Origin of the sequence: Escherichia sp. KTE31 (assembly GCF_000407925.1) — a bacterium.
Lineage (GTDB): Bacteria > Pseudomonadota > Gammaproteobacteria > Enterobacterales > Enterobacteriaceae > Escherichia > Escherichia ruysiae.
Window position 1 is genome coordinate 1097937 of record NZ_KE136726.1, and the last position, 22121, is coordinate 1120057.

At 47.9% G+C, this 22121-nt stretch carries 24 protein-coding genes; 11 read left to right on the forward strand and 13 right to left on the reverse strand.

What is annotated here, in order from left to right:
• Nucleotides 1-28: 28 nt before the first annotated feature.
• Genes waaO through rfaQ form a run of 6 tightly spaced genes read right to left on the reverse strand, consistent with a single transcriptional unit; the run spans nt 29 to nt 6123 of the window.
• The gene (waaO, locus tag WES_RS00620; RefSeq protein WP_016159951.1) at nt 29-1048 is read right to left on the reverse strand and encodes a lipopolysaccharide 3-alpha-galactosyltransferase; all 1020 of its coding nucleotides are present in this window, start codon (nt 1046-1048) and stop codon (nt 29-31) included.
• Nucleotides 1048-2127 (reverse strand): lipopolysaccharide 1,6-galactosyltransferase, encoded by a 1080-nt coding sequence (waaB, locus tag WES_RS00615; protein WP_016159950.1) that lies wholly within the window; start codon nt 2125-2127, stop codon nt 1048-1050. The genes waaO and waaB overlap by 1 nt, the downstream gene beginning before the upstream one ends.
• 42 nt (nt 2128-2169) lie before the next feature.
• Nucleotides 2170-3105 (reverse strand): LPS core biosynthesis protein WaaS, encoded by a 936-nt coding sequence (rfaS, locus tag WES_RS00610; RefSeq protein ID WP_016159949.1) that lies wholly within the window; start codon nt 3103-3105, stop codon nt 2170-2172.
• A gap of 36 nt (nt 3106-3141) precedes the next feature.
• Nucleotides 3142-3939 carry a lipopolysaccharide core heptose(I) kinase RfaP gene (gene rfaP, locus WES_RS00605; RefSeq protein ID WP_016159948.1) on the reverse strand — a complete coding sequence of 266 codons (798 nt, stop codon included), beginning with the start codon at nt 3937-3939 and terminating at the stop codon, nt 3142-3144.
• The gene (gene rfaG / locus WES_RS00600) at nt 3932-5056 is read right to left on the reverse strand and encodes a lipopolysaccharide glucosyltransferase I (protein ID WP_016159947.1); all 1125 of its coding nucleotides are present in this window, start codon (nt 5054-5056) and stop codon (nt 3932-3934) included. Before rfaG ends, rfaP begins: the two co-directional genes overlap by 8 nt.
• Nucleotides 5057-5058: 2 nt before the next feature.
• On the reverse strand, nt 5059-6123 hold the full coding sequence (gene rfaQ / locus WES_RS00595) for a lipopolysaccharide core heptosyltransferase RfaQ (RefSeq protein ID WP_016159946.1): 1065 nt from the start codon (nt 6121-6123) through the stop codon (nt 5059-5061).
• Nucleotides 6124-6535: 412 nt separating this feature from the next.
• Here rfaQ and waaA point away from each other — a divergent pair, with 412 nt between their 5' ends.
• Both waaA and coaD read left to right on the forward strand, forming a co-directional pair.
• Nucleotides 6536-7813 carry a lipid IV(A) 3-deoxy-D-manno-octulosonic acid transferase gene (gene waaA, locus WES_RS00590; RefSeq protein ID WP_000891555.1) on the forward strand — a complete coding sequence of 426 codons (1278 nt, stop codon included), beginning with the start codon at nt 6536-6538 and terminating at the stop codon, nt 7811-7813.
• Nucleotides 7814-7820: 7 nt separating this feature from the next.
• The gene (gene coaD, locus WES_RS00585) at nt 7821-8300 is read left to right on the forward strand and encodes a pantetheine-phosphate adenylyltransferase (protein ID WP_001171866.1); all 480 of its coding nucleotides are present in this window, start codon (nt 7821-7823) and stop codon (nt 8298-8300) included.
• A 38-nt stretch (nt 8301-8338) separates the two neighbouring features.
• Here coaD and mutM read toward each other — a convergent pair whose 3' ends face one another.
• The 4 genes from mutM to radC all read right to left on the reverse strand — a co-directional run bounded on the left by mutM (nt 8339) and on the right by radC (nt 10555).
• Nucleotides 8339-9148: a bifunctional DNA-formamidopyrimidine glycosylase/DNA-(apurinic or apyrimidinic site) lyase gene (gene mutM / locus WES_RS00580; RefSeq protein WP_016159945.1), complete on the reverse strand. Its 810-nt coding sequence runs from the start codon at nt 9146-9148 to the stop codon at nt 8339-8341.
• A 97-nt stretch (nt 9149-9245) separates the two neighbouring features.
• A complete protein-coding gene (gene rpmG, locus WES_RS00575; protein ID WP_001051798.1) occupies nt 9246-9413 on the reverse strand; it encodes a 50S ribosomal protein L33 in 168 nt (55 codons plus the stop codon).
• Between the two features lie 20 nt (nt 9414-9433).
• Complete coding sequence (gene rpmB, locus WES_RS00570) at nt 9434-9670, reverse strand: 50S ribosomal protein L28 (protein ID WP_000091955.1); 237 nt, start codon at nt 9668-9670, stop codon at nt 9434-9436.
• Nucleotides 9671-9886: 216 nt separating this feature from the next.
• Entirely contained in the window at nt 9887-10555 is a 669-nt protein-coding gene (gene radC / locus WES_RS00565; RefSeq protein WP_010356042.1) for a RadC family protein, read from the reverse strand.
• Between the two features lie 171 nt (nt 10556-10726).
• Here radC and coaBC point away from each other — a divergent pair, with 171 nt between their 5' ends.
• The 3 genes from coaBC (at nt 10727) to slmA (ending at nt 13086) form a co-directional block, all read left to right on the forward strand.
• Nucleotides 10727-11947, forward strand: a complete 1221-nt coding sequence (gene coaBC / locus WES_RS00560) for a bifunctional phosphopantothenoylcysteine decarboxylase/phosphopantothenate--cysteine ligase CoaBC (protein WP_016159944.1) — start codon at nt 10727-10729, stop codon at nt 11945-11947.
• The gene (gene dut / locus WES_RS00555) at nt 11925-12383 is read left to right on the forward strand and encodes a dUTP diphosphatase (protein ID WP_000976068.1); all 459 of its coding nucleotides are present in this window, start codon (nt 11925-11927) and stop codon (nt 12381-12383) included. The genes coaBC and dut overlap by 23 nt, the downstream gene beginning before the upstream one ends.
• Before the next feature lie 106 nt (nt 12384-12489).
• Nucleotides 12490-13086, forward strand: a complete 597-nt coding sequence (gene slmA, locus WES_RS00550; protein ID WP_000818603.1) for a nucleoid occlusion factor SlmA — start codon at nt 12490-12492, stop codon at nt 13084-13086.
• 36 nt (nt 13087-13122) lie between these two features.
• On the opposite strand, the gene pyrE is transcribed toward slmA, so the two are convergent.
• Together pyrE and rph are read right to left on the reverse strand one after the other, a co-directional pair.
• Nucleotides 13123-13764, reverse strand: a complete 642-nt coding sequence (pyrE, locus tag WES_RS00545) for an orotate phosphoribosyltransferase (protein ID WP_000806178.1) — start codon at nt 13762-13764, stop codon at nt 13123-13125.
• A 65-nt stretch (nt 13765-13829) separates the two neighbouring features.
• Nucleotides 13830-14546 (reverse strand): ribonuclease PH, encoded by a 717-nt coding sequence (gene rph, locus WES_RS00540; protein WP_001247086.1) that lies wholly within the window; start codon nt 14544-14546, stop codon nt 13830-13832.
• 126 nt (nt 14547-14672) lie between these two features.
• Between rph and WES_RS00535 the strand changes: the two genes are divergently transcribed.
• Nucleotides 14673-15536: a YicC/YloC family endoribonuclease gene (locus WES_RS00535; protein WP_000621334.1), complete on the forward strand. Its 864-nt coding sequence runs from the start codon at nt 14673-14675 to the stop codon at nt 15534-15536.
• A gap of 249 nt (nt 15537-15785) precedes the next feature.
• Entirely contained in the window at nt 15786-16403 is a 618-nt protein-coding gene (locus WES_RS00530) for a trimeric intracellular cation channel family protein (RefSeq protein ID WP_000924289.1), read from the forward strand.
• Here WES_RS00530 and ligB read toward each other — a convergent pair.
• The gene (gene ligB / locus WES_RS00525) at nt 16400-18085 is read right to left on the reverse strand and encodes an NAD-dependent DNA ligase LigB (protein ID WP_016159943.1); all 1686 of its coding nucleotides are present in this window, start codon (nt 18083-18085) and stop codon (nt 16400-16402) included. The genes WES_RS00530 and ligB overlap by 4 nt on opposite strands.
• A gap of 257 nt (nt 18086-18342) precedes the next feature.
• Here ligB and gmk point away from each other — a divergent pair, with 257 nt between their 5' ends.
• From gmk to trmH, 4 genes are read left to right on the forward strand one after another with little or no spacing between them, the layout of a single operon-like run.
• Nucleotides 18343-18966, forward strand: coding sequence for a guanylate kinase (gene gmk, locus WES_RS00520; protein ID WP_010344504.1), 624 nt, complete (start codon nt 18343-18345; stop codon nt 18964-18966).
• 54 nt (nt 18967-19020) lie between these two features.
• Nucleotides 19021-19296, forward strand: a complete 276-nt coding sequence (gene rpoZ / locus WES_RS00515; RefSeq protein WP_000135057.1) for a DNA-directed RNA polymerase subunit omega — start codon at nt 19021-19023, stop codon at nt 19294-19296.
• Between the two features lie 18 nt (nt 19297-19314).
• On the forward strand, nt 19315-21423 hold the full coding sequence (gene spoT / locus WES_RS00510) for a bifunctional GTP diphosphokinase/guanosine-3',5'-bis pyrophosphate 3'-pyrophosphohydrolase (RefSeq protein ID WP_000280472.1): 2109 nt from the start codon (nt 19315-19317) through the stop codon (nt 21421-21423).
• 6 nt (nt 21424-21429) lie between these two features.
• Nucleotides 21430-22119: a tRNA (guanosine(18)-2'-O)-methyltransferase TrmH gene (gene trmH / locus WES_RS00505; protein WP_016159942.1), complete on the forward strand. Its 690-nt coding sequence runs from the start codon at nt 21430-21432 to the stop codon at nt 22117-22119.
• Nucleotides 22120-22121: the final 2 nt, after the last annotated feature.

The window sequence follows — 22121 nt, forward strand, 5'->3', positions numbered from 1 at the left end:
TTATATCATTACTTTATAGATTCCCAGTTTAATGCTTTATCTTTTTAACAAAATAGAAAAGATAATTGCTAAATCCTTTTAGATATCTATGCTTTTTCAGCATATGTTTTGCGCTATACCTTAATTGATTGCTATTGTTTGGTTTCAGCAACGCCGTATTCTTCCATGGCGAAGCATTTTTTGCCTCCATAAAGGCTTGTGATACAGGATAATCCCAGGCCCAATCATGCCAGGGCTTGGTCGGACCAATATAATGGATAAAAATAGTATCGCTGGTTACTGGATTTTTAAAACTTTCTTTGAGCTGATAATTTAAGCTAAACTGGGTATTGTATTTTATATCAGCAAAAATAAGTTTATCTGCCAGTAGCATATTTAATACATCCTGATCAGGATGTGTTATTTTTTTTACTATTTCTGGATCATTTAACATTGCAATGGCTCGTGCAGAAACCTGCTCAACTGCCCATTGGTTAGTATTGATCAATAAAAAACCAGAGTTAAAATAACCTTTAGCAATCCCCACAACACCTAACGAATGTGCACGTTTTTCCCACCAGTCATTTTGTCCTTCGGTAACAACCATTGCGACTGTATGATCAGGAAACGTGAAATTAATAAGTGGTTCTATAGTTCCCTGACAAATGATATCTGCATCCAGATATAGAACTTTAGGTGTTTTATTGATAAAGTAATCTGCAATAACAAAACGAAAATAAATTGCATGAGTCCAGTTCTTGGTACTTGGCAATGAACGGAGCCGATCGCCATTAATTAAATATACCTTAATCCTGGTTTTATATTGCTGAGCCAGAGCAGCAATATATTTCTGTTCATCTTCACAAAAATAATCAGTGAAAATATGGAAACATAAGCGATTTCCTTCATTATATTTTAATATTGAAGCAATCGAAATTCCGCAACCAAAAAGAAAATTTTTGTCAGTTCCATAAGCAATATCCAGACAAAGATTTTCTGTTTCCACTTTATAATTGTAATCAATAACTGAATTGAGAAACTCAGTCTCCTGGAAAAAAACCTGCTGCATCATTTCCTCCGGGAAATAACAGAAATAATTATATTTTGTAATCTGTCGTAATATTTCTGCTGGTAAAACTTATCAATCGATGCCGGAATTTTTTCATGTGCGATGTGAATTTCGCCGGCTATGTATTTATTGAGAAGAGCGACAAAACCGGTTATATTCCCCGGTTGATATAAATGACCATTAACATCAGGCTGGATGATGTCAGCAGGCCCGGAGATACAATCTGCACTGATACAAGGAATCCCCCACGATAAGGCTTCAAGTAGAGTCATAGGGAAACCTTCAAAAGATGACGTGAGTAATAACGCACTCACTTTTTTAATATCTTGCTGAACTAATTCCCAGGGATGTTGTTGCCAACCATACCAGACAATTCGATCATCAATATTTAACTCCCTACCATAAGCCTGGCATTTTTCGAAATCGGAACCATCTCCCAATACATGAAGTTTCCAGTCACCTTGCACTTGTGATAAGCCATCAAGCAGATCTTTTACGCGCTTTTGACCTTCGAATTTCATGCGCCCAACATAAATAAATGTTGCCGTTTCACCTTCCTCGGGTGCGGGAATGACGGAATCTTTCGCTTCGACAGGGTTAAAAATAACGTTTATCGTCGATTCTGGTACACCCCGGTTAATCATTTGTTGTTTAATACCGGAGCTGATTGCTAAATGATAGTCGGCACAGATGATATATTCAGCATGCTTTTTATGATCTAAAGAAAAATGCGGCCATGAAAATACAGGTACATCAACTCCAGATTTTTTACGAGCTTTTGCCGCATACAAACATGAGATGACATCAATACAAATAACAACATCTGGCTGATAATCCTGAAGCCATTTGCTTAAAGCATGAATATGCTTCGCCCGACGTAAAAAACCTAAGCGAATGTTGGAAAATGAACACGAGTACTTAATACCTTCCAGCCATCCCTTATCCATTTTGTCGTTACGGCAAAAGAAAAACATTTCACTTTGGATATTTTGTTGTCTGAAGGTGGTAATAACATCTCGAATGACTGTTTCCATACCGCCAAATCCTGAAACAGCTTCGCCGATAAACGCTATTTTCATAGAAATTCTCATTAATTGAGTAAAACTCACTGTTTTAATGTTTTATTTGTCTATAAAATCAGAAACAATTATTGACATCATTTTATCAGGACTGAATTTATATAAACTATCATAATCCATTGGTTTAACAGATGAGTTAATAAAATACTCTAACGTATCCCAATCATCATGACCTATTATAAAGAAGCGAGACTCACTATAGATTTCTGAACCAAGTATATTTATATTATTAGTAATTAATTTTTTATTGAAAAATAATGCTTCGAGTATCCGAAGAGTCCAGCCAGATTGGTTTTCTTTAGTTATATCAACAATTATATTAGAACTTAATGTTCTTCTAATATTTTCTTCATAGGGTATTTGTTTTTCAATCAAATACTTTGAAGTCGGAGAGGATGTCTTATCTTTCACAACATTAAAATCAAGCTTACATCCTAGCTTTGTTAATCTATCAGCTAATTCATTAATTATTTGAAGGCGCCCTTTATCACGACCAAGGAAAAAACATATTGGCTGGTTGTTATTTTTGTCAGATAAACTATATCTTGTGATTTCCTCCATCCCTATAGGAAAAAATTGTTCTATTGCTTTGGTCTTTTCATTCCCTATAAATCTATGTTCAAAATCATAGATAATATCAAAATAATTAGAGTTATCAAGAATAAAATCTTCGCTAACAGTATTTCTTAGCAGCAAAACCTTATGACAATTAATATTTTTTAATATTTGTTTGTTAATACCTTTATTAATCACACTGTCATTAAAGATAATTATATCATCCTTTTTTACAGCATTAAGGTTATGTTTGATGAATAATCGCCCCAACCATGCATTATCCATCCCTAACTTCGAAATTTTCTTATTAAGCCAGTTGTATTTTTTTGGAGTTGTTATGTTTTTTATCTTATACTTTCTTTTCAAGTACTGGATCATTTTTAATTCATAATCTGCAACCCAGTTTATAAAATAAATAGTCATAATGAAGTTAGTTCCAGTACATACTGATAAATATTCTTATAAACCTTTGCGTTGAGTTCGCTCTTTAATACGCTCGGCCTTAAGACTTGCCATGTTCAATAAATTACGTTCAAGAGATAATATTTTGCGTAAAGGCATCCCAAAATAAACCTTCATAAATCGCCATATATCTCTTTGCGTCAGGCCAATATTCATCGATGAAAAATATAGACCAATCAAATCTTTATCCCGCCAACGACGTGGTACTTTTGCCCGTATCTGCGCACGATGCAGGTCTATTACCGAAATTTTTAATTCATCTTCCCGGCCAGTGAACGGTAAATGAAGCAAAAAGTGGCAGATATAACAATCACGGTGATTTATTCCTGCTGCGTGCATTTTACGCACCATGGTTGCCACTCGTGTAATCAGCATACGCTTAACACGTATATCAGGAGGATTAATTGCCCAATCTGCACAATAATCTTCAAGGCTAATCGTAGGAGTGAGATCTTCGGTAATAATAAATGATGTGCGGGTTAATGGATTTAACCCTTTTTCACCAAACCCTATACCGTGCATCGTATCAACACCGACATCATGCAGTCGATGAATAGCGTGCCACTCTCTGTCTGCGCCTAAAACGGGCATACGCAATGAGAGCAGGTTTTTTATAATTTCTTTTAAGGTCGTACCTTTGTGCCATTTAAGGAAATAGCTTTTCCCAGCCAGTTCAAAACGTAATGTTCGACGTGTCTCGAGTTCGCGAAAGACTTCGCCATTCAGTTTTTTAACTTCTGTAAAAGCATCTTTACCACGCCAAAGTGTGGCAAGCGGCTCTTTTAATTCAACCATCTAAACCACCTGTAATGATATCTGCGGCTTTCTCTGGCAGGCTGTACAAATCCTGAGTATCGGCATAATGGCGAGCATTCTCCGCCCAGGCCATTCGTAGCGAATACTGTGTTAACGCTTTGCGTAAGATCGCATTTAATTCTTCCTGAAGGAATGGTTCCGCGATAACCGCTCCACAATTAGCATCTGCAATATAATGCGCGTATCCACATACTGCGGTGGTCAAAACAGGTAATCCAGCGGTGATCGCCTCAAGGAGAACAATACCTGCAGCTTCCTGGTAAGCGGGATGCAGTAAGAGATCTGCCGCAGCCATTAATTCAGACACGTCATTCCTCCCGGAAAAGAAATGCACGTTGCTACGTACCCCAAGTTTTTCTGCCAGCACTTCAAATTTGCGTGGTTTATCCTGACCAACGACAAACAAAAGCGTATTGTGGCGTAATGATTCCGGTAACGATGCCAAAGCCTTAATTGAGCGATCCACACCTTTACGACCGAAATCTGACCCAACCTGTAGCAATAAATTTTGTTGTTCGGTTATGCCATTTTTCTGACGATATATTTCACGACTGTTTGGGATTTGCTCGCTGTATTTCCTGTCCGGATAGATGCCGGGGGGAAGAATTTGAAAACGTTCTGGTTCAGTCTGGTAATGCTTCTGGAAATCGGCGATTTGCTTATCGGTCAGCATCATAAGTTTCGTCGATTTACCATGTTCGAAAGTCGCTCGCTCAAATGCAGCATAATGGCGATAGCGTGATGTTAAACGATAGAAAAATCCCTTTTCTTGCGCCACTTTCTCGGCATAACAGACATCGGCGGCAAAATAGACATCCAGCCCAGGCATTTTATTAAACCCAACGACACGATCCGCAGGATGCGCTTTGAGATGATTTTGTACCCAGACATAATATTCTGCATTACGTCCATGGTTAGTATGGGATTTAACCGGTACGCGAATAAGCTCAAATGCTTCCGGACAATCGCCTTCCCACGACTGTGTATATACGCGAACATGGTGACCCCGTGCGGCAACTGTTGACGCAATACGCATAAAGTCACGCTGTAGACCACCAAATGGAAAATATTTATATAAACAAAACGCCACGATCATAATTATGCATTCCTGTTAGCTGAAGGAGCATCTTCTGGCAACAGCTTTTCCGTAGCGGCAATGACATCTTCCGCAGGAATAACAGAAAGATATTTTTTGTTGCGGTCAAGTTCGTGCCGGGTAGGCATTTGTTGATAATTACCCGCCCAGAATTGAATAATATTATCGGTCCATGGACGCCAGAATACATGATCAGTGGCTCCAAATAGGCTAATAACTGGCGTCTTCACCGCCGCCGCAATATGCCCTGGCGCAGAATCCACACCAATAAAGAGTACGGCATGATCAATTAACGCACCCAGTTCAGGAAACCGTGTTTTACCTGCAAGGCCAGTGATAGGTTTTGTTTGGCAGCCTTGCGCTATTTCATCTACACAGGCGAGATCATCTTCCGAAGGCCCACAGGTCAGCACAACCTGATAACCGCGCCGTTGCAAAGCATCGATAACCATAGAAAACTTATCGTTATCCCAGCACTTAAATATCTGACGAGCTGTCGGTTGGATGACGACATAATGATCTTTCACGCCCAGAGCATCTAATTCCTGCCGCATTTTCTTCCAGCAATCCTCGGCGTAACTCATTGTTGTGTCGGTGTAGAAATCGGTAATACCTAATGGCTCAAGGACCGATAAATTACGCTCAACAATATGTGTACCGTGTATTGGCGCTAAGTGTGTAAAGCTTTTTTTCCAAATACTATGCTGCCGATGACCATAAAGTTGCGATATTTTCATACGTGCAGGTAAACAACGTACCAGAAGTGCTACCATCCATTGATCCGTAAGATTAATGACCAGGTCATAATTATTCGCACGCAGAGTTTTTATCAACGAAAGCACATTTTTAATTTTATCGAATGTTCCCGCACCTTTATTGCTTATACCGTAGAGTGCATTAATTTCTGGGTTTTCAGATAAAATCGGAATTGTATCCTGGTAAAGCAGCATATCGATTTTTGCAGCGGGATAATTCTGCTTGAGTGTACTGATTACAGGAGTAGTTAATAACATATCTCCGTGATATCGCATCTTTATGACCAGGATATTTCGAAATGGCTTTTCCACTAGCGACTCTTTTGTATGATTGTCTGGTTAAGTTAAGCAGAAAAAAAGCACGCTACCGCCCCAGGCTCAACAGCTACCTGAATACTGATAACGCACTTACTTTGGCGTGCTAGTGTATCATTTCTTTCGCAGCAATCCGACCCGAATGTTTTTTATACACAAAATAGTTTTTAATCATAAAAATCATACAGATAAAAAACAATATACAGATAATTCTGGTACGAACGATGCCTATATAGAGTTGCAAATTGGGTCGGGTTTCAATGAATCGCATAAAAATACAAAAAAACTGAAGATGTCGCGGCAGATCAGACCAAACAGAAGCTATTTAAGTCAAAAACGGGAAAAGTAATGGTAAAGCCCCAGTTAAATACATAGAATCCCCAGCACATCCATAAGTCAGCTATTTATTATGCTCGAATTGCTTTACACCGCCCTTCTCTACCTTATTCAGCCGTTGATCTGGATACGGCTCTGGGTGCGCGGACGTAAGGCTCCGGCCTATCGAAAACGCTGGGGTGAACGTTACGGTTTTTACCGCCATCCGCTGAAACCAGGCGGCATTATGCTGCACTCCGTCTCCGTCGGTGAAACCCTGGCGGCGATCCCGTTGGTGCGCGCGCTGCGTCATCGCTACCCTGATTTGCCGATTACTGTTACGACCATGACGCCAACCGGTTCAGAGCGCGTACAATCGGCGTTTGGGAAGGATGTTCAGCACGTTTATCTGCCTTACGATCTGCCCGATGCGCTTAACCGTTTCCTTAATAAAGTCGACCCTAAACTGGTGTTGATTATGGAAACCGAGCTATGGCCTAACCTGATTGCGGCGCTACATAAACGTAAAATTCCGCTGGTTATCGCCAACGCGCGACTTTCTGCTCGCTCTGCGGCAGGTTATGCAAAACTGGGCAAATTCGTTCGTCGCTTACTGCGTCGTATTACGCTGATTGCCGCCCAAAATGAAGAAGATGGCGCGCGTTTTGTGGCGCTGGGCGCAAAAAACAATCAGGTTACCGTTACCGGTAGCCTGAAATTCGATATCTCTGTAACGCCACAACTGGCTGCTAAAGCAGTAACGCTGCGCCGCCAGTGGGCACCGCATCGCCCGGTATGGATTGCCACCAGTACCCATGATGGCGAAGAAAGCGTGGTGATTGCCGCACATCAGGCGCTGTTAAAGCAGTTCCCGAATTTATTGCTCATTCTTGTTCCACGCCATCCGGAACGCTTCCCGGATGCGATTAACCTGGTCCGCCAGGCTGGACTAAGCTATATCACACGCTCTTCCGGAGAAATCCCTTCCGCCAGTACACAAGTGGTAGTTGGCGATACGATGGGCGAGTTGATGTTGCTATATGGCATTGCCGATCTCGCTTTTGTTGGCGGTTCATTGGTCGAACGCGGTGGGCATAATCCGCTGGAAGCCGCTGCACACGCCATTCCGGTACTGATGGGGCCGCATACCTTTAACTTTAAAGACATTTGCGCACGGCTGGAGCAGGCAAGCGGGCTGATTACCGTCACTGATGCCGCGTCGCTGGAAAAAGAGATTTCCTCTTTACTCACCGACGCCGATTACCGTAGTTTTTATGGCCGTCATGCCGTTGAAGTGCTGTATCAAAACCAGGGCGCGCTGCAGCGTCTGCTTCAACTGCTGGAACCTTACCTGCCACCGAAAACGCATTGAGGTTGTTATGCAAAAACGGGCGATTTATCCGGGTACTTTCGATCCCATTACTAATGGTCATATCGATATCGTGACGCGCGCCACGCAGATGTTCGATCACGTTATTCTGGCGATTGCCGCCAGCCCCAGTAAAAAACCGATGTTTACCCTGGAAGAGCGCGTGGCGCTGGCACAGCAGGCAACCGCGCATTTGGGAAACGTTGAAGTGGTCGGGTTTAGTGATTTGATGGCCAACTTCGCGCGTAATCAACACGCTACGGTGCTGATTCGTGGCCTGCGCGCAGTTGCAGATTTTGAATATGAAATGCAGCTGGCACATATGAATCGCCACTTAATGCCAGAACTGGAAAGTGTCTTTTTGATGCCTTCAAAAGAGTGGTCGTTTATCTCTTCATCCCTGGTTAAAGAGGTGGCGCGCCATCAGGGCGATGTCACCCATTTCCTGCCGGAGAATGTCCATCAGGCATTGATGGCAAAATTAGCGTAACTTTTATGCCGGATGGTATACCATCCGGCTCGCATGAATTACTTCTGGCACTGCCGGCAATAAAACGTCGCCCGTTGCGCATGTTTAGTCGCCACAATCGGCGTACCACACACCCGACACGCCTCGCCTTTACGCCCGTAAACCTGCAATTCCTGAGCGAAATAACCCGGTTTACCGTCACTTTGTAGAAAATCTTTCAGAGTTGTACCGCCCTGCTCAATCGAACGCAGCAACACCGCTTTAATCACCCGAGCTAACAATTCGCACTCCGCCAACGACAGTGATGACGCCAGCCGATCCGGATGGATCCCCGCCGCAAACAGTGATTCGCTGGCATAGATATTCCCCACGCCCACCACCAGCTTGTTATCCATCAGCCAGGGCTTAATCGCCGTTTTTTTCTTCGCGCACTTCTGATGCAGGTACTCACCGTTGAAATCGTCGCTAAGCGGCTCAGGCCCAAGATGAGCCAGCACATTGTGCCCCTCCAGCTCTTTGGTCCACAGCCAGGCACCAAAGCGGCGCGGATCGGTATAGCGCAGCACTTTGCCGTTGCTCATCACCAAATCAACATGGTCATGCTTTTCAGGGGGAAGTTCTTCTGGAAGGATACGCAGGCTGCCAGACATACCCAGATGAATGATAATCCAGCCCTCTGGCAGCTCCAGCAGCAGATATTTAGCCCGGCGCTGCACGCTAAGCACTGGTTGGTCGCTTAAACGGTAGATTTCTTCCGAAACCGGCCAGCGCAAGCGCCCGTTGCGCACCACCGCATGAAGAATAGTCGCACCAACGAGATGCGGTTCTATTCCGCGACGGCTGGTTTCAACTTCTGGTAATTCAGGCATAGCATCTCCGGGAATGAACAGATGCAGTCAATATGGGGGCAAACAGATAACAAAAAACCCCGCCGGAGCGAGGTTTTTCGTTACATTAAAGCGAGAATTATTTAATTTTCGCTTCTTTGTAGATCACGTGCTGGCGAACAACTGGATCGAATTTCTTCAGTTCCAGTTTTTCCGGCTTAGTACGTTTGTTCTTCGTAGTGGTATAGAAGTGACCAGTACCAGCAGAAGAAACCAGCTTGATTTTCTCACGAATACCTTTAGCCATGATTTATTTCCTCTAAGTACTTAGTACTTTTCGCCACGGGCACGCAGTTCAGCCAGAACTGTATCGATGCCTTTTTTATCGATTACACGCATACCTTTAGCAGATACGCGCAGGGTGACAAAACGCTTCTCGCTCTCAACCCAGAAACGGTGAGAGTGCAGGTTCGGCAGGAAACGGCGTTTAGTCGCGTTCAGTGCGTGGGAACGGTTGTTACCGGTCACCGGACGCTTGCCAGTAACTTGGCAGACTCGGGACATGTCTATTCTCCAAAAATCAAATTAGCTCGAGCTTCGTATGGGGTATTGGCGCCTCGTCAGGCTTTACAGCCCGGTCATCGCAGTTCTATGTGAACTCTCGATTGCCAGGCCCAAATGCCAAACCCGAGATTCTCAAAGGTGGCGTAGTATACGCTGACTCGGCGATGTGCTCAAGTCCCGAACAGACAAAGATCCCGAAGGATCGCGCATAGCGGGTTAAATCCAGCCGCGTTCGGCAAAAGAAACATATTCTCCACGCCCAATCACGATATGGTCGAGCACGCGTAATTCCATGAACTGACAACTTTTTATTATCCGTTCGGTGATGAGTTTATCCGCTTTACTGGGTTCAGCACAACCCGAAGGGTGATTATGGGCAAGGATCAGTGCCGACGCGTTTATTTTTATCGCTTCGCGAACAATCTCACGCGGATGGACTTCTACATGGTTTAGTGTGCCGGAGAACAATCTGCTGTGGGTAAGTACCCTGTGTTGTGAGTCGAGAAAGATCACCATAAAGATCTCACGCTCCTCGCCCGTAAGCTGGCTTTGTAAAAATTCCCTCGTCATCTCTGGGCTGAGTAACGGGCTTTCTTCGCGCATCCTCACGTTGTAGTAACGTCGCGCCAGTTCGGCAATTCCCTTTAACTGGGCGAATTTCGCCACACCAATTCCATGAACGCCACTAAATTGTTCGTATTCGGAGGATAACAATCCGTAAAGAGAACCGAAATTCTCCAGCATCTCTTTCGCCAGGGTTAACACATCTTTACCGCGCGTTCCTGTACGCAGAAATAGCGCCAGCAGTTCAACATCCGTTAACGAGCTAATGCCCAACTTCAGCATTTTTTCGCGTGGCATCAACAATTCTGCATTGCTTTTCACCTTCACCTCCTTTGTGGAGAGCGCATCCTGTCATGGTCGACCGATTAAATCGACGGTCAGTTTTCAGTACTGGAAAGCGCCTCGCAAAGTGATTCTCAGGTGAAAGCACGACAACAAAAGTATTGTGATAAAATCGCCAACTTCTGGTGTCACCCAACAGGAAAAATCATCATGAGTCTGGCCGGTAAAAAAATCGTTCTCGGCGTCAGCGGCGGTATTGCTGCCTATAAAACCCCTGAACTGGTGCGTCGTTTGCGCGATCGCGGGGCCGACGTCCGTGTGGTAATGACCGAAGCGGCAAAAGCCTTTATCACTCCACTTAGTTTGCAGGCGGTTTCTGGGTATCCCGTTTCCGACAGTCTGTTGGATCCGGCAGCCGAAGCGGCAATGGGCCACATTGAGTTGGGGAAATGGGCTGATTTAGTGATTCTTGCCCCAGCCACGGCAGATTTGATTGCCCGTATTGCTGCCGGTATGGCGAATGATTTGGTATCGACGATTTGCCTTGCGACTCCTGCACCTGTTGCCGTGCTGCCAGCGATGAACCAGCAGATGTATCGTGCTGCTGCCACCCAGCATAATTTAGAGGTGCTTGCCTCGCGCGGTTTGCTGATCTGGGGGCCAGATAGCGGCAGCCAGGCCTGTGGTGATGTCGGCCCAGGGCGAATGCTCGATCCGTTAACCATTGTTGATATGGCGGTCGCCCATTTTTCGCCCGTCAACGACCTGAAACATCTGAACATTATGATTACCGCAGGCCCGACGCGTGAACCACTCGATCCGGTGCGTTACATCTCCAATCACAGCTCCGGCAAGATGGGGTTCGCCATTGCCGCAGCCGCTGCACGTCGTGGAGCAAACGTCACGCTGATTTCTGGCCCGGTTTCGCTACCGACTCCACCGTTTGTTAAACGTGTTGATGTGGTAACCGCACTGGAGATGGAAGCCGCAGTAAAGGCATCCGTGCAACAGCAAAATATATTTATCGGTTGTGCTGCCGTCGCGGATTACCGCGCAGCCACCGTTGCCAGCGAAAAAATCAAAAAGCAGGCTACGCCGGGTGATGAATTAACAATAAAAATGGTTAAAAACCCCGATATTGTCGCCGGTGTTGCCGCATTAAAAGACCATAGGCCTTATGTTGTTGGATTTGCCGCCGAAACAAATAATGTGGAAGAATACGCCCGGCAAAAACGTATCCGCAAAAACCTTGATCTGATCTGCGCTAACGATGTTTCCAGAAAAAATCAGGGATTTAATAGCGACAAAAACGCATTACACCTTTTCTGGCAGGATGGCGATAAAATCTTACCGCTTGAGCGAAAAGAGCTCCTTGGCCAATTATTACTCGACGAGATTGTGACCCGTTATGATGAAGAAAATCGACGTTAAGATTCTGGACCCGCGCGTTGGGAAGGAATTTCCACTCCCGACTTATGCCACTTCTGGTTCTGCCGGACTTGACCTGCGCGCCTGTCTCGACGACGCCGTAGAACTGGCACCGGGCGACACTACACTAGTGCCGACCGGACTGGCGATTCATATTGCCGACCCTTCACTGGCGGCGATGATGCTGCCGCGCTCCGGGCTGGGCCATAAGCACGGTATCGTGCTCGGTAACCTGGTGGGATTGATCGATTCCGACTATCAGGGTCAGCTGATGATCTCCGTGTGGAACCGTGGTCAGGACAGTTTCACCATTCAACCTGGCGAACGTATCGCGCAGATGATTTTTGTTCCGGTGGTACAGGCCGATTTTAATCTGGTGGAAGATTTTGACGCCACCGACCGGGGTGAAGGCGGTTTTGGTCACTCTGGTCGTCAGTAACGCATACGCATCCAAATAACGTCATAACATCGCCGCAAACATTTCGTTTGCGGTCATAGCGTGGGTGCCGCCTGGCAAGTGCTTATTTTCAGGGGTATTTTGTAACATGGCAGAAAAACAAACTGCGAAAAGGAACCGTCGCGAAGAAATACTTCAGTCTCTGGCGTTGATGTTAGAATCCAGCGATGGAAGCCAGCGTATCACGACGGCGAAACTGGCCGCCTCTGTCGGCGTTTCCGAAGCGGCTCTGTATCGCCACTTCCCCAGTAAAACCCGCATGTTCGATAGCCTGATTGAGTTTATCGAAGATAGCCTGATTACTCGTATTAACCTGATTCTCAAAGATGAAAAGGACACTACCGCGCGCCTGCGCCTGATTGTGTTGCTGCTTCTCGGTTTCGGCGAACGTAATCCAGGCCTGACCCGTATCCTCACTGGCCATGCGCTAATGTTCGAACAGGATCGTCTGCAAGGACGCATCAACCAACTGTTCGAGCGTATTGAAGCACAGCTGCGTCAGGTATTGCGTGAAAAGAGAATGCGTGAGGGTGAAGGTTACACCACCGATGAAACGTTGCTGGCAAGCCAACTTCTGGCGTTCTGCGAAGGTATGCTGTCTCGTTTTGTCCGCAGCGAGTTTAAATACCGCCCGACGGATGACTTTGACGCCCGCTGGCCGCTGATTGCCGCGCAGTTGCAGTAATATGACGCCGGATGACTTACCATCCGGCGTTTCTTATCAAACCCCGTACTCTTCGCGATAAGCCTTAACCGCCGCCAGATGTTCCGCCATTTCCGGCTTCTCTTCGAGGTAAGCAATCAGATCTTTCAGAGTGATGATAGAAATCACTTTGCAGTTGTAATCACGCTCAACTTCCTGAATCGCGGAAATCTCACCGCGACCACGTTCCTGACGATCGAGTGAAATCAACACACCAGCAAGCGTCGCGCCATTGGCCTGAATAATTTCCATCGACTCACGAATCGCCGTCCCGGCGGTGATCACATCATCCACCAGCATTACGCGTCCTTGTAACGCGCTACCGACCAGATTGCCGCCCTCACCGTGGTCTTTTGCTTCTTTGCGGTTAAAGCAGTATGGCAGGTCAAGGTCATGATGCTCCGCCAGCGCCACAGCGGTAGTGGTGGCAATCGGAATCCCTTTGTAAGCAGGGCCAAACAGCAGATCAAACTCAATGCCAGAATCCACCAACGCTTCAGCGTAAAAACGGCCTAACAGTGCCAGGTCGCGCCCGGTATTAAACAGCCCGGCGTTGAAGAAATAGGGGCTTTTGCGCCCGGATTTCAGCGTAAACTCGCCAAACTTTAATACCTGCTTGCTAAGCGCAAATTCAATAAACTGGCGCTGATATGGTTTCATGCCTTCGCTCCTCATCTTACTTTTCTACAGACAAAAAAAAGGCGACTCATCAGTCGCCTTAAAAATCAGTTTGCCAGCGCCGCCTTCTGCGTCGCTACAATGGATTCGATTCCCCCTCGGGCCAGCGCCAACAAGGTGAGGAGTTCTTCGTGAGTGAACGGCTCGCCTTCCGCTGTTCCCTGAACTTCAATGATGCGCCCATCTTCGGTCATCACCACGTTCATATCCGTTTCTGCGGCAGAGTCTTCGACGTATTCCAGATCGCAAATCGCTTCGCCGTTAACGATACCCACCGAAACCGCTGCCACCATGCCTTTCATCGGGTTGGTTTTCAGTTTGCCATTCTCAACCAGCTTATTCAGTGCATCTGCCAGCGCCACGCAGGCACCGGTGATTGAAGCAGTGCGCGTGCCACCATCGGCCTGAAGTACGTCGCAATCCAGCGTAATGGTGAACTCACCTAACGCTTTCAAATCAACCGCCGCACGCAATGCACGGGCAATCAGACGCTGAATTTCCATCGTGCGTCCGCCCTGCTTACCTTTCGCCGCTTCACGGGCGTTACGAGTGTGGGTAGAGCGCGGCAGCATACCGTATTCTGCGGTGATCCAGCCTTGCCCCTGTCCTTTCAGGAAGCGCGGCACACCTTCTTCAATAGAGGCGGTACACAACACTTTGGTATCGCCAAATTCGACCAGCACCGAGCCTTCTGCATGTTTTGTATAGTTACGAGTCAGGGTAACGGGACGCACCTGATTATTGCTACGGCCTGCTGGACGCATATTGAAATCTCCGGCTTGAAACAAATGTGGCTGCGCATTATACGGACTTCCGGCGGTTATTCCTATCCTGACAAGGCATCGATGGCTATAATCCTTCCACCTCTCCTTTTATAAACAGGAACGTCTATGATCCGCAGTATGACCGCCTACGCCCGGCGTGAAATCAAGGGTGAATGGGGGAGCGCAACCTGGGAAATGCGCTCGGTAAACCAGCGTTATCTGGAAACTTACTTTCGTCTGCCGGAGCAGTTCCGTAGCCTGGAACCTGTCGTTCGTGAGCGTATTCGTTCTCGCCTGACGCGCGGTAAAGTGGAATGTACCCTGCGCTATGAGCCAGATGTCAGCGCGCAAGGTGAGCTGATCCTCAACGAAAAACTGGCTAAACAGCTGGTAACTGCTGCGAATTGGGTAAAGATGCAGAGCGACGAAGGGGAAATCAACCCCGTTGATATCCTGCGCTGGCCGGGCGTAATGGCAGCCCAGGAACAGGATCTCGACGCTATTGCCGCTGAAATTCTTGCTGCTCTTGATGGTACGCTGGACGACTTTATCGTCGCGCGCGAAACCGAAGGTCAGGCGCTGAAAGCGTTGATCGAGCAGCGTCTGGAAGGCGTCACCGCCGAAGTGGCTAAAGTGCGCGCCCATATGCCGGAAATCCTGCAATGGCAGCGTGAACGTCTGGTCGCGAAGCTGGAAGATGCTCAGGTTCAGCTGGAGAACAATCGTCTGGAGCAAGAGCTGGTGCTGCTGGCGCAACGAATTGATGTTGCTGAAGAGCTGGATCGCCTCGAAGCGCATGTCAAAGAGACCTACAACATTCTCAAGAAAAAAGAAGCCGTTGGTCGTCGTCTGGACTTTATGATGCAGGAGTTCAACCGCGAGTCGAACACCCTGGCCTCGAAGTCTATCAATGCCGAAGTGACGAACTCCGCGATTGAGTTGAAGGTGTTGATTGAGCAGATGCGCGAACAGATTCAGAATATCGAGTAAGCGGCATCGCATTGTAGGCCATTGTTAATTTCAGCGGCTCTACGTACATCTACCCAAAAAACGTCAAAAACCCCATACTTTTTCTAATGCATTTTTCTTAACACAACATCAGAAAAATGCATTAGCTTTGCAGAAAGTACCAATTTCACATAACTATAAATTATCAATCCAAACTCACCTTAAAAAATCTCAATCGTGACAATGTGCACAAATCGCTACCCTGCCAGACAGATTTTTAGGGAGAGAACCATGCTTTTACACATTTTGTATTTGGTTGGTATTACCGCCGAAGCCATGACGGGGGCGCTGGCGGCTGGGCGACGCCGAATGGATACATTTGGCGTAATTATCATTGCGACCGCCACCGCAATCGGTGGTGGCTCAGTGCGGGATATTCTTTTGGGCCACTATCCGCTCGGTTGGGTCAAGCATCCGGAATATGTGATTATTGTCGCCACAGCCGCCGTACTGACCACTATTGTTGCCCCGGTGATGCCTTATTTGCGCAAAGTCTTTCTGGTGCTTGATGCGCTCGGGCTGGTAGTTTTTTCTATTATTGGTGCACAAGTCGCGCTGGATATGGGGCACGGTCCGATCATTGCCGTTGTCGCGGCGGTGACGACCGGTGTGTTTGGCGGCGTTTTGCGCGATATGTTCTGTAAACGCATCCCGCTGGTCTTTCAGAAAGAGCTGTATGCTGGGGTTTCATTTGCCTCCGCCGTACTCTATATCGCGTTGCAACACTACGTCTCTAACCATGATGTGGTGATTATTTCCACTCTGGTGTTTGGCTTTTTCGCTCGCTTGCTGGCGCTGCGTCTTAAGCTGGGTTTACCCGTCTTTTACTACAGCCACGAAGGTCACTAAGGTACAAAACCTGTGATCTGCTGGGCAGCCAGCCAGTTGCCCAGCATCTTGATTTGCCCATTATCTTTCCATTCAATAAGTTGGCTGGCACGACGAGATCCTGTCTCTGGCAGTTGCCGCCAATGCTGTTCGCTTCTCTGCAAAACTTGCTCCCAGGTGCTGGAATCGCTGGCGTTAAGCGCCGCCTGGGTTAAGGGTATTCCCATTGCCATCACCCAGCGGGTAAAAGGCTGCTTACGTGCCAGATTAAACTGATGCCATAACTGCTCGCTTTTGCTTTTCGCTATCCCCGGCGTGTTCTGTAATTGCTCTGGCGTTAACTGAAGCCATGAAAAGATATGCTCAAAACGATGAGTCTGATGCAGCGCACGCCAGCCAGCTTCACCAATGCCGTCCAGACCCAAAACCTGTTTTGACCCCAGCCAGACTAGCCGTGAAACGAATTGCTCCTGACAAACATCAGAAGCAAAGTAGCAGGTCAACGAATTAAAGCGGTTTTCTGGCGGCATTGGTTTAGTACGTTCCGTTCCGCGCCAGACCACATCATCAATGCGTGGAATACCCTGACCGGCGAGACTGACGAGAATTTGATCGCCAGGCGCAATATCCCATTCCTGCCAGCGCCTGACGGAACCAATATTCACCCGCTGAACTTTTTTATCATCCAGCATGACAGGCGCGAGTGACGCCACCACCGATATTTTGCCGCTCTTACCCACTGCAAACTGAATCGCATTCACTTCGGCAACCTGTGCCACGGGTTGATATTTCCACGCCACCAACCAGTTCGCCTGACCCGGTAGCCAATGGATGGATTCGGGTTCTTTCGCCGCTCGCACAACGACACCATCGGTAACAAAGGGTAACGCTGTTTTCCACCACTCATTACGTATCCGCTCAACCTCATCAGCATTTTTTACTGCGCGAGTGTACGCCTGCGTCAGGCTAAACCCTGCGGCTGCAAGCTGTTGCAATCGCTCGGTCATTAACTGCGGTCCATCCGGCCACGCCCAGATAAACACGCCAAGTGAATTTTGCGCGTCAGTATTGTTCTGCCGCATCATCATGCCCGCGACTTTCGAGCGCGCATTCATTCCCCCCATTTGTTGTTGGATATGCCCCTCACGCTGGAGAAATATTTCGCCCTGCAGCGTACTGTTGGCTAAAGGTCCGCTGACGGATTGTGGTACAGAAGGAATCGAACGTACTTTCTGCGTCCAGTCTTCGCCTTTCAGACCATTACCACGACTGATCGCTTTAATCAGTTTTCCCTCACGGTAGACCAGAGTTACCGCAACACCATCAACTTTTGGTTGCACCCAAAGATCGCTGCGTTCACGCATCCACAGGTTTAACGCATTTTTATCCGCCATTTTACGTACGCCCGTATGTGCAACCGGATGGATAACCGTGCCGTTTAAAAGCGGCATCATGGCGTCACGATGCGTCTCTTCACCAAAACAACGTTGCCACTGCGTAAGACGGGCACTTATCTGATCGTAAACACTGTCTTCCACGTCACTTTTCCCTAATTTCCAGTAATCATCGTCCCACTGTTTTATTTGTTGTTGCAGGCGGGAAATTTCTTCATGCGCTCTGGCGGGCGACCAGGCTGGGCAGACGGCCTGCGCCGATGATTGCCAGCACAAAATCCCCATTAACACCGCTATCCATACTTTCATCATCACCTCCGCTGTAGTCAGGCGGGCAGGTATACAACGTGGTGAATGTAAATCCGAGTGGCAAAAACGAAGTGTGCGAGGACGCTTCCAGAGAATCGTTCTGATTGCAGCAAATGACAGGGAATTGCGGAAACAGCTACGCAAAACGCAACAACTTTGCGCAAAAAGTATGAGCAAGGGCTACGTCACGTGACCGCGCCGTGTATAATAAGCTCGTATGTAGGCTTTATTTCGCTAATCACATACGAAAGATACTCATGGCTCAAGGCACGCTTTATATTGTTTCTGCCCCCAGTGGCGCGGGTAAATCCAGCCTGATTCAGGCTTTATTAAAAACCCAACCGTTGTATGACACCCAGGTTTCTGTTTCACACACCACGCGCGCACCGCGTCCAGGTGAAGTACACGGTGAGCATTACTTCTTTGTTAATCATGATGAATTTAAAGAGATGATTAGCAGAGATGCATTCCTTGAGCACGCGGAAGTGTTCGGTAATTACTATGGCACTTCGCGCGAAGCCATTGAGCAAGTACTGGCAAGTGGCGTAGATGTTTTTCTGGATATCGACTGGCAGGGCGCGCAACAAATTCGCCAGAAGATGCCACATGCGCGTAGTATCTTTATTTTACCGCCGTCCAAAATCGAGCTGGATCGCCGTCTACGCGGTCGCGGTCAGGACAGCGAAGAGGTCATTGCAAAGCGTATGGCGCAAGCAGTTGCAGAAATGAGCCATTACGCCGAATATGATTATTTGATTGTGAATGATGATTTTGACACCGCACTGGGTGATCTGAAGACCATTATTCGCGCCGAACGCTTGCGCATGAGTCGCCAAAAGCAACGTCATGACGCTTTAATCAGCAAATTGTTGGCAGACTGAACCTTCTTTCAGTATCATGCCCAGTCATTTCTTCACCTGTGGAGCTTTTTAAGTATGGCACGCGTAACTGTTCAGGACGCTGTAGAGAAAATTGGTAACCGTTTTGACCTGGTACTGGTCGCCGCGCGTCGCGCTCGTCAGATGCAGGTAGGCGGAAAGGATCCGCTAGTACCGGAAGAAAACGATAAAACCACAGTAATCGCGCTGCGCGAAATCGAAGAAGGTCTGATCAACAACCAGATCCTTGATGTTCGCGAACGCCAGGAACAGCAAGAGCAGGAAGCCGCTGAAATTCAAGCCGTTACCGCTATTGCTGAAGGTCGTCGTTAATCACAAAGCGGGTCGCCCTTGTATCTGTTTGAAAGCCTGAATCAACTGATTCAAAACTACCTGCCAGAAGACCAAATTAAGCGTCTGCGGCAGGCGTATCTCGTTGCACGTGATGCTCACGAGGGGCAAACACGTTCAAGCGGTGAACCCTATATCACGCACCCGGTAGCGGTTGCCTGCATTCTGGCCGAGATGAAACTCGACTATGAAACGCTAATGGCGGCGCTACTTCATGACGTGATTGAAGATACTCCCGCCACCTACCAGGACATGGAACAGCTTTTTGGCAAAAGCGTCGCCGAGCTGGTAGAGGGGGTGTCGAAACTTGATAAACTCAAGTTTCGCGATAAGAAAGAGGCGCAGGCCGAAAACTTTCGCAAGATGATTATGGCGATGGTGCAGGATATCCGCGTCATCCTCATCAAACTCGCAGACCGTACCCACAACATGCGCACGCTGGGCTCACTTCGACCAGACAAACGTCGCCGCATCGCCCGCGAAACTCTCGAAATTTACAGCCCGCTGGCACACCGTTTAGGTATCCACCACATTAAAACCGAACTCGAAGAGTTGGGTTTTGAGGCGCTGTATCCCAACCGTTACCGCGTAATTAAAGAAGTGGTGAAAGCCGCGCGCGGCAACCGTAAAGAGATGATCCAAAAAATCCTCTCTGAAATCGAAGGACGTTTGCAGGAAGCGGGAATACCGTGTCGCGTCAGTGGTCGCGAGAAACATCTTTATTCGATTTACTGCAAAATGGTGCTCAAAGAGCAGCGTTTTCACTCAATCATGGATATCTACGCCTTCCGCGTGATCGTCAATGATTCCGATACCTGTTATCGCGTGCTCGGTCAGATGCACAGCCTGTATAAGCCGCGTCCAGGTCGCGTGAAAGACTACATCGCCATTCCAAAAGCGAACGGTTATCAGTCTTTGCACACCTCAATGATTGGCCCCCACGGCGTTCCGGTTGAAGTCCAGATCCGTACCGAAGATATGGATCAAATGGCGGAGATGGGTGTTGCCGCACACTGGGCTTATAAAGAGCACGGCGAGACCAGCACCACTGCGCAAATCCGCGCCCAGCGTTGGATGCAGAGCCTGCTGGAGCTTCAGCAGAGCGCCGGTAGCTCATTTGAATTTATCGAGAGCGTTAAATCCGATCTCTTCCCGGATGAGATTTACGTTTTCACACCGGAAGGGCGCATTGTCGAACTGCCTGCCGGTGCCACGCCTGTCGACTTCGCGTACGCGGTGCATACCGATATCGGTCATGCCTGCGTGGGTGCGCGAGTTGATCGTCAGCCTTACCCGCTGTCGCAGCCACTCTCCAGCGGACAAACCGTTGAAATCATTACCGCACCGGGCGCTCGCCCGAATGCCGCCTGGCTGAACTTTGTCGTCAGCTCGAAAGCACGCGCCAAAATTCGCCAGTTGCTGAAAAACCTCAAGCGTGATGATTCCGTCAGCCTGGGTCGTCGCCTGCTCAACCACGCGTTGGGTGGCAGCCGTAAGCTGAATGAAATCCCGCAGGAAAATATTCAGCGCGAACTGGATCGCATGAAACTGGCGACGCTTGACGATTTGCTGGCAGAAATCGGTCTTGGCAATGCAATGAGCGTAGTGGTAGCGAAGAATCTCCAGCAGGGAGACGGTTCCATTCCACCAGCAACCCAAAGCCACGGGCATCTGCCGATTAAAGGCGCTGATGGCGTGTTAATCACTTTTGCGAAATGCTGCCGCCCTATTCCCGGCGACCCGATCATCGCCCATGTTAGCCCCGGTAAAGGTCTGGTGATCCACCATGAGTCCTGCCGTAACATCCGTGGCTACCAGAAAGAGCCAGAGAAGTTTATGGCTGTGGAATGGGATAAAGAGACGGCGCAGGAGTTCATTACTGAAATCAAGGTGGAAATGTTCAACCATCAGGGTGCGCTGGCAAACCTGACAGCGGCGATCAACACCACCAATTCCAATATTCAAAGTTTGAATACGGAAGAGAAAGATGGTCGCGTCTACAGTGCCTTTATTCGCCTGACCGCCCGGGATCGCGTACATCTGGCAAATATCATGCGCAAAATCCGTGTGATGCCAGACGTGATTAAAGTCACCCGAAACAGAAATTAATGTTTTATGAACCCAACACGTTATGCACGCATCTGTGAAATGCTCGCCAGGCGGCAGCCTGATCTGACCGTCTGCATGGAACAGGTTCACAAACCCCATAACGTTTCTGCGATCATTCGTACCGCAGATGCCGTTGGCGTACATGAAGTTCATGCCATCTGGCCTGGCAGCCGGATGCGCACTATGGCCTCGGCTGCGGCTGGCAGCAACAGTTGGGTACAGGTGAAAACGCACCGCACCATTGGCGATGCTGTCGCCCATCTGAAAGGCCAGGGAATGCAGATTCTGGCTACACATCTTTCTGATAACGCCGTCGATTTCCGCGAAATTGATTACACCCGCCCGACCTGTATTTTGATGGGTCAGGAGAAAACAGGCATCACGCAGGAAGCGTTAGCACTGGCGGATCAGGACATCATCATTCCGATGATCGGCATGGTGCAGTCGCTGAACGTCTCCGTCGCATCAGCACTCATTCTTTACGAAGCCCAGCGTCAGCGGCAAAACGCTGGCATGTATCTGCGTGAAAACAGCATGTTACCGGAAGCAGAACAACAACGCCTGCTGTTTGAAGGCGGCTATCCGGTACTGGCGAAAGTCGCAAAACGCAAAGGTCTGCCCTATCCCCACGTCAATCAGCAAGGTGAAATTGAAGCCGATGCTAACTGGTGGGCCACCATGCAGGCTGCAGGGTAAGC

Bases quoted from the DNA above. Each gene is read 5' to 3' on its own strand.
- waaO (WP_016159951.1), bottom strand. From the start codon at position 1,048: ATGCAGCAGGTTTTTTTCCAGGAGACTGAGTTTCTCAATTCAGTTATT.
- waaB (WP_016159950.1), bottom strand. From the start codon at position 2,127: ATGAAAATAGCGTTTATCGGCGAAGCTGTTTCAGGATTTGGCGGTATG.
- rfaS (WP_016159949.1), bottom strand. From the start codon at position 3,105: ATGACTATTTATTTTATAAACTGGGTTGCAGATTATGAATTAAAAATG.
- rfaP (WP_016159948.1), bottom strand. From the start codon at position 3,939: ATGGTTGAATTAAAAGAGCCGCTTGCCACACTTTGGCGTGGTAAAGAT.
- rfaG (WP_016159947.1), bottom strand. From the start codon at position 5,056: ATGATCGTGGCGTTTTGTTTATATAAATATTTTCCATTTGGTGGTCTA.
- waaA (WP_000891555.1), top strand. From the start codon at position 6,536: ATGCTCGAATTGCTTTACACCGCCCTTCTCTACCTTATTCAGCCGTTG.
- coaD (WP_001171866.1), top strand. From the start codon at position 7,821: ATGCAAAAACGGGCGATTTATCCGGGTACTTTCGATCCCATTACTAAT.
- mutM (WP_016159945.1), bottom strand. From the start codon at position 9,148: ATGCCTGAATTACCAGAAGTTGAAACCAGCCGTCGCGGAATAGAACCG.
- rpmG (WP_001051798.1), bottom strand. From the start codon at position 9,413: ATGGCTAAAGGTATTCGTGAGAAAATCAAGCTGGTTTCTTCTGCTGGT.
- rpmB (WP_000091955.1), bottom strand. From the start codon at position 9,670: ATGTCCCGAGTCTGCCAAGTTACTGGCAAGCGTCCGGTGACCGGTAAC.
- coaBC (WP_016159944.1), top strand. From the start codon at position 10,727: ATGAGTCTGGCCGGTAAAAAAATCGTTCTCGGCGTCAGCGGCGGTATT.
- dut (WP_000976068.1), top strand. From the start codon at position 11,925: ATGATGAAGAAAATCGACGTTAAGATTCTGGACCCGCGCGTTGGGAAG.
- slmA (WP_000818603.1), top strand. From the start codon at position 12,490: ATGGCAGAAAAACAAACTGCGAAAAGGAACCGTCGCGAAGAAATACTT.
- pyrE (WP_000806178.1), bottom strand. From the start codon at position 13,764: ATGAAACCATATCAGCGCCAGTTTATTGAATTTGCGCTTAGCAAGCAG.
- rph (WP_001247086.1), bottom strand. From the start codon at position 14,546: ATGCGTCCAGCAGGCCGTAGCAATAATCAGGTGCGTCCCGTTACCCTG.
- WES_RS00535 (WP_000621334.1), top strand. From the start codon at position 14,673: ATGATCCGCAGTATGACCGCCTACGCCCGGCGTGAAATCAAGGGTGAA.
- WES_RS00530 (WP_000924289.1), top strand. From the start codon at position 15,786: ATGCTTTTACACATTTTGTATTTGGTTGGTATTACCGCCGAAGCCATG.
- ligB (WP_016159943.1), bottom strand. From the start codon at position 18,085: ATGAAAGTATGGATAGCGGTGTTAATGGGGATTTTGTGCTGGCAATCA.
- gmk (WP_010344504.1), top strand. From the start codon at position 18,343: ATGGCTCAAGGCACGCTTTATATTGTTTCTGCCCCCAGTGGCGCGGGT.
- rpoZ (WP_000135057.1), top strand. From the start codon at position 19,021: ATGGCACGCGTAACTGTTCAGGACGCTGTAGAGAAAATTGGTAACCGT.
- trmH (WP_016159942.1), top strand. From the start codon at position 21,430: ATGAACCCAACACGTTATGCACGCATCTGTGAAATGCTCGCCAGGCGG.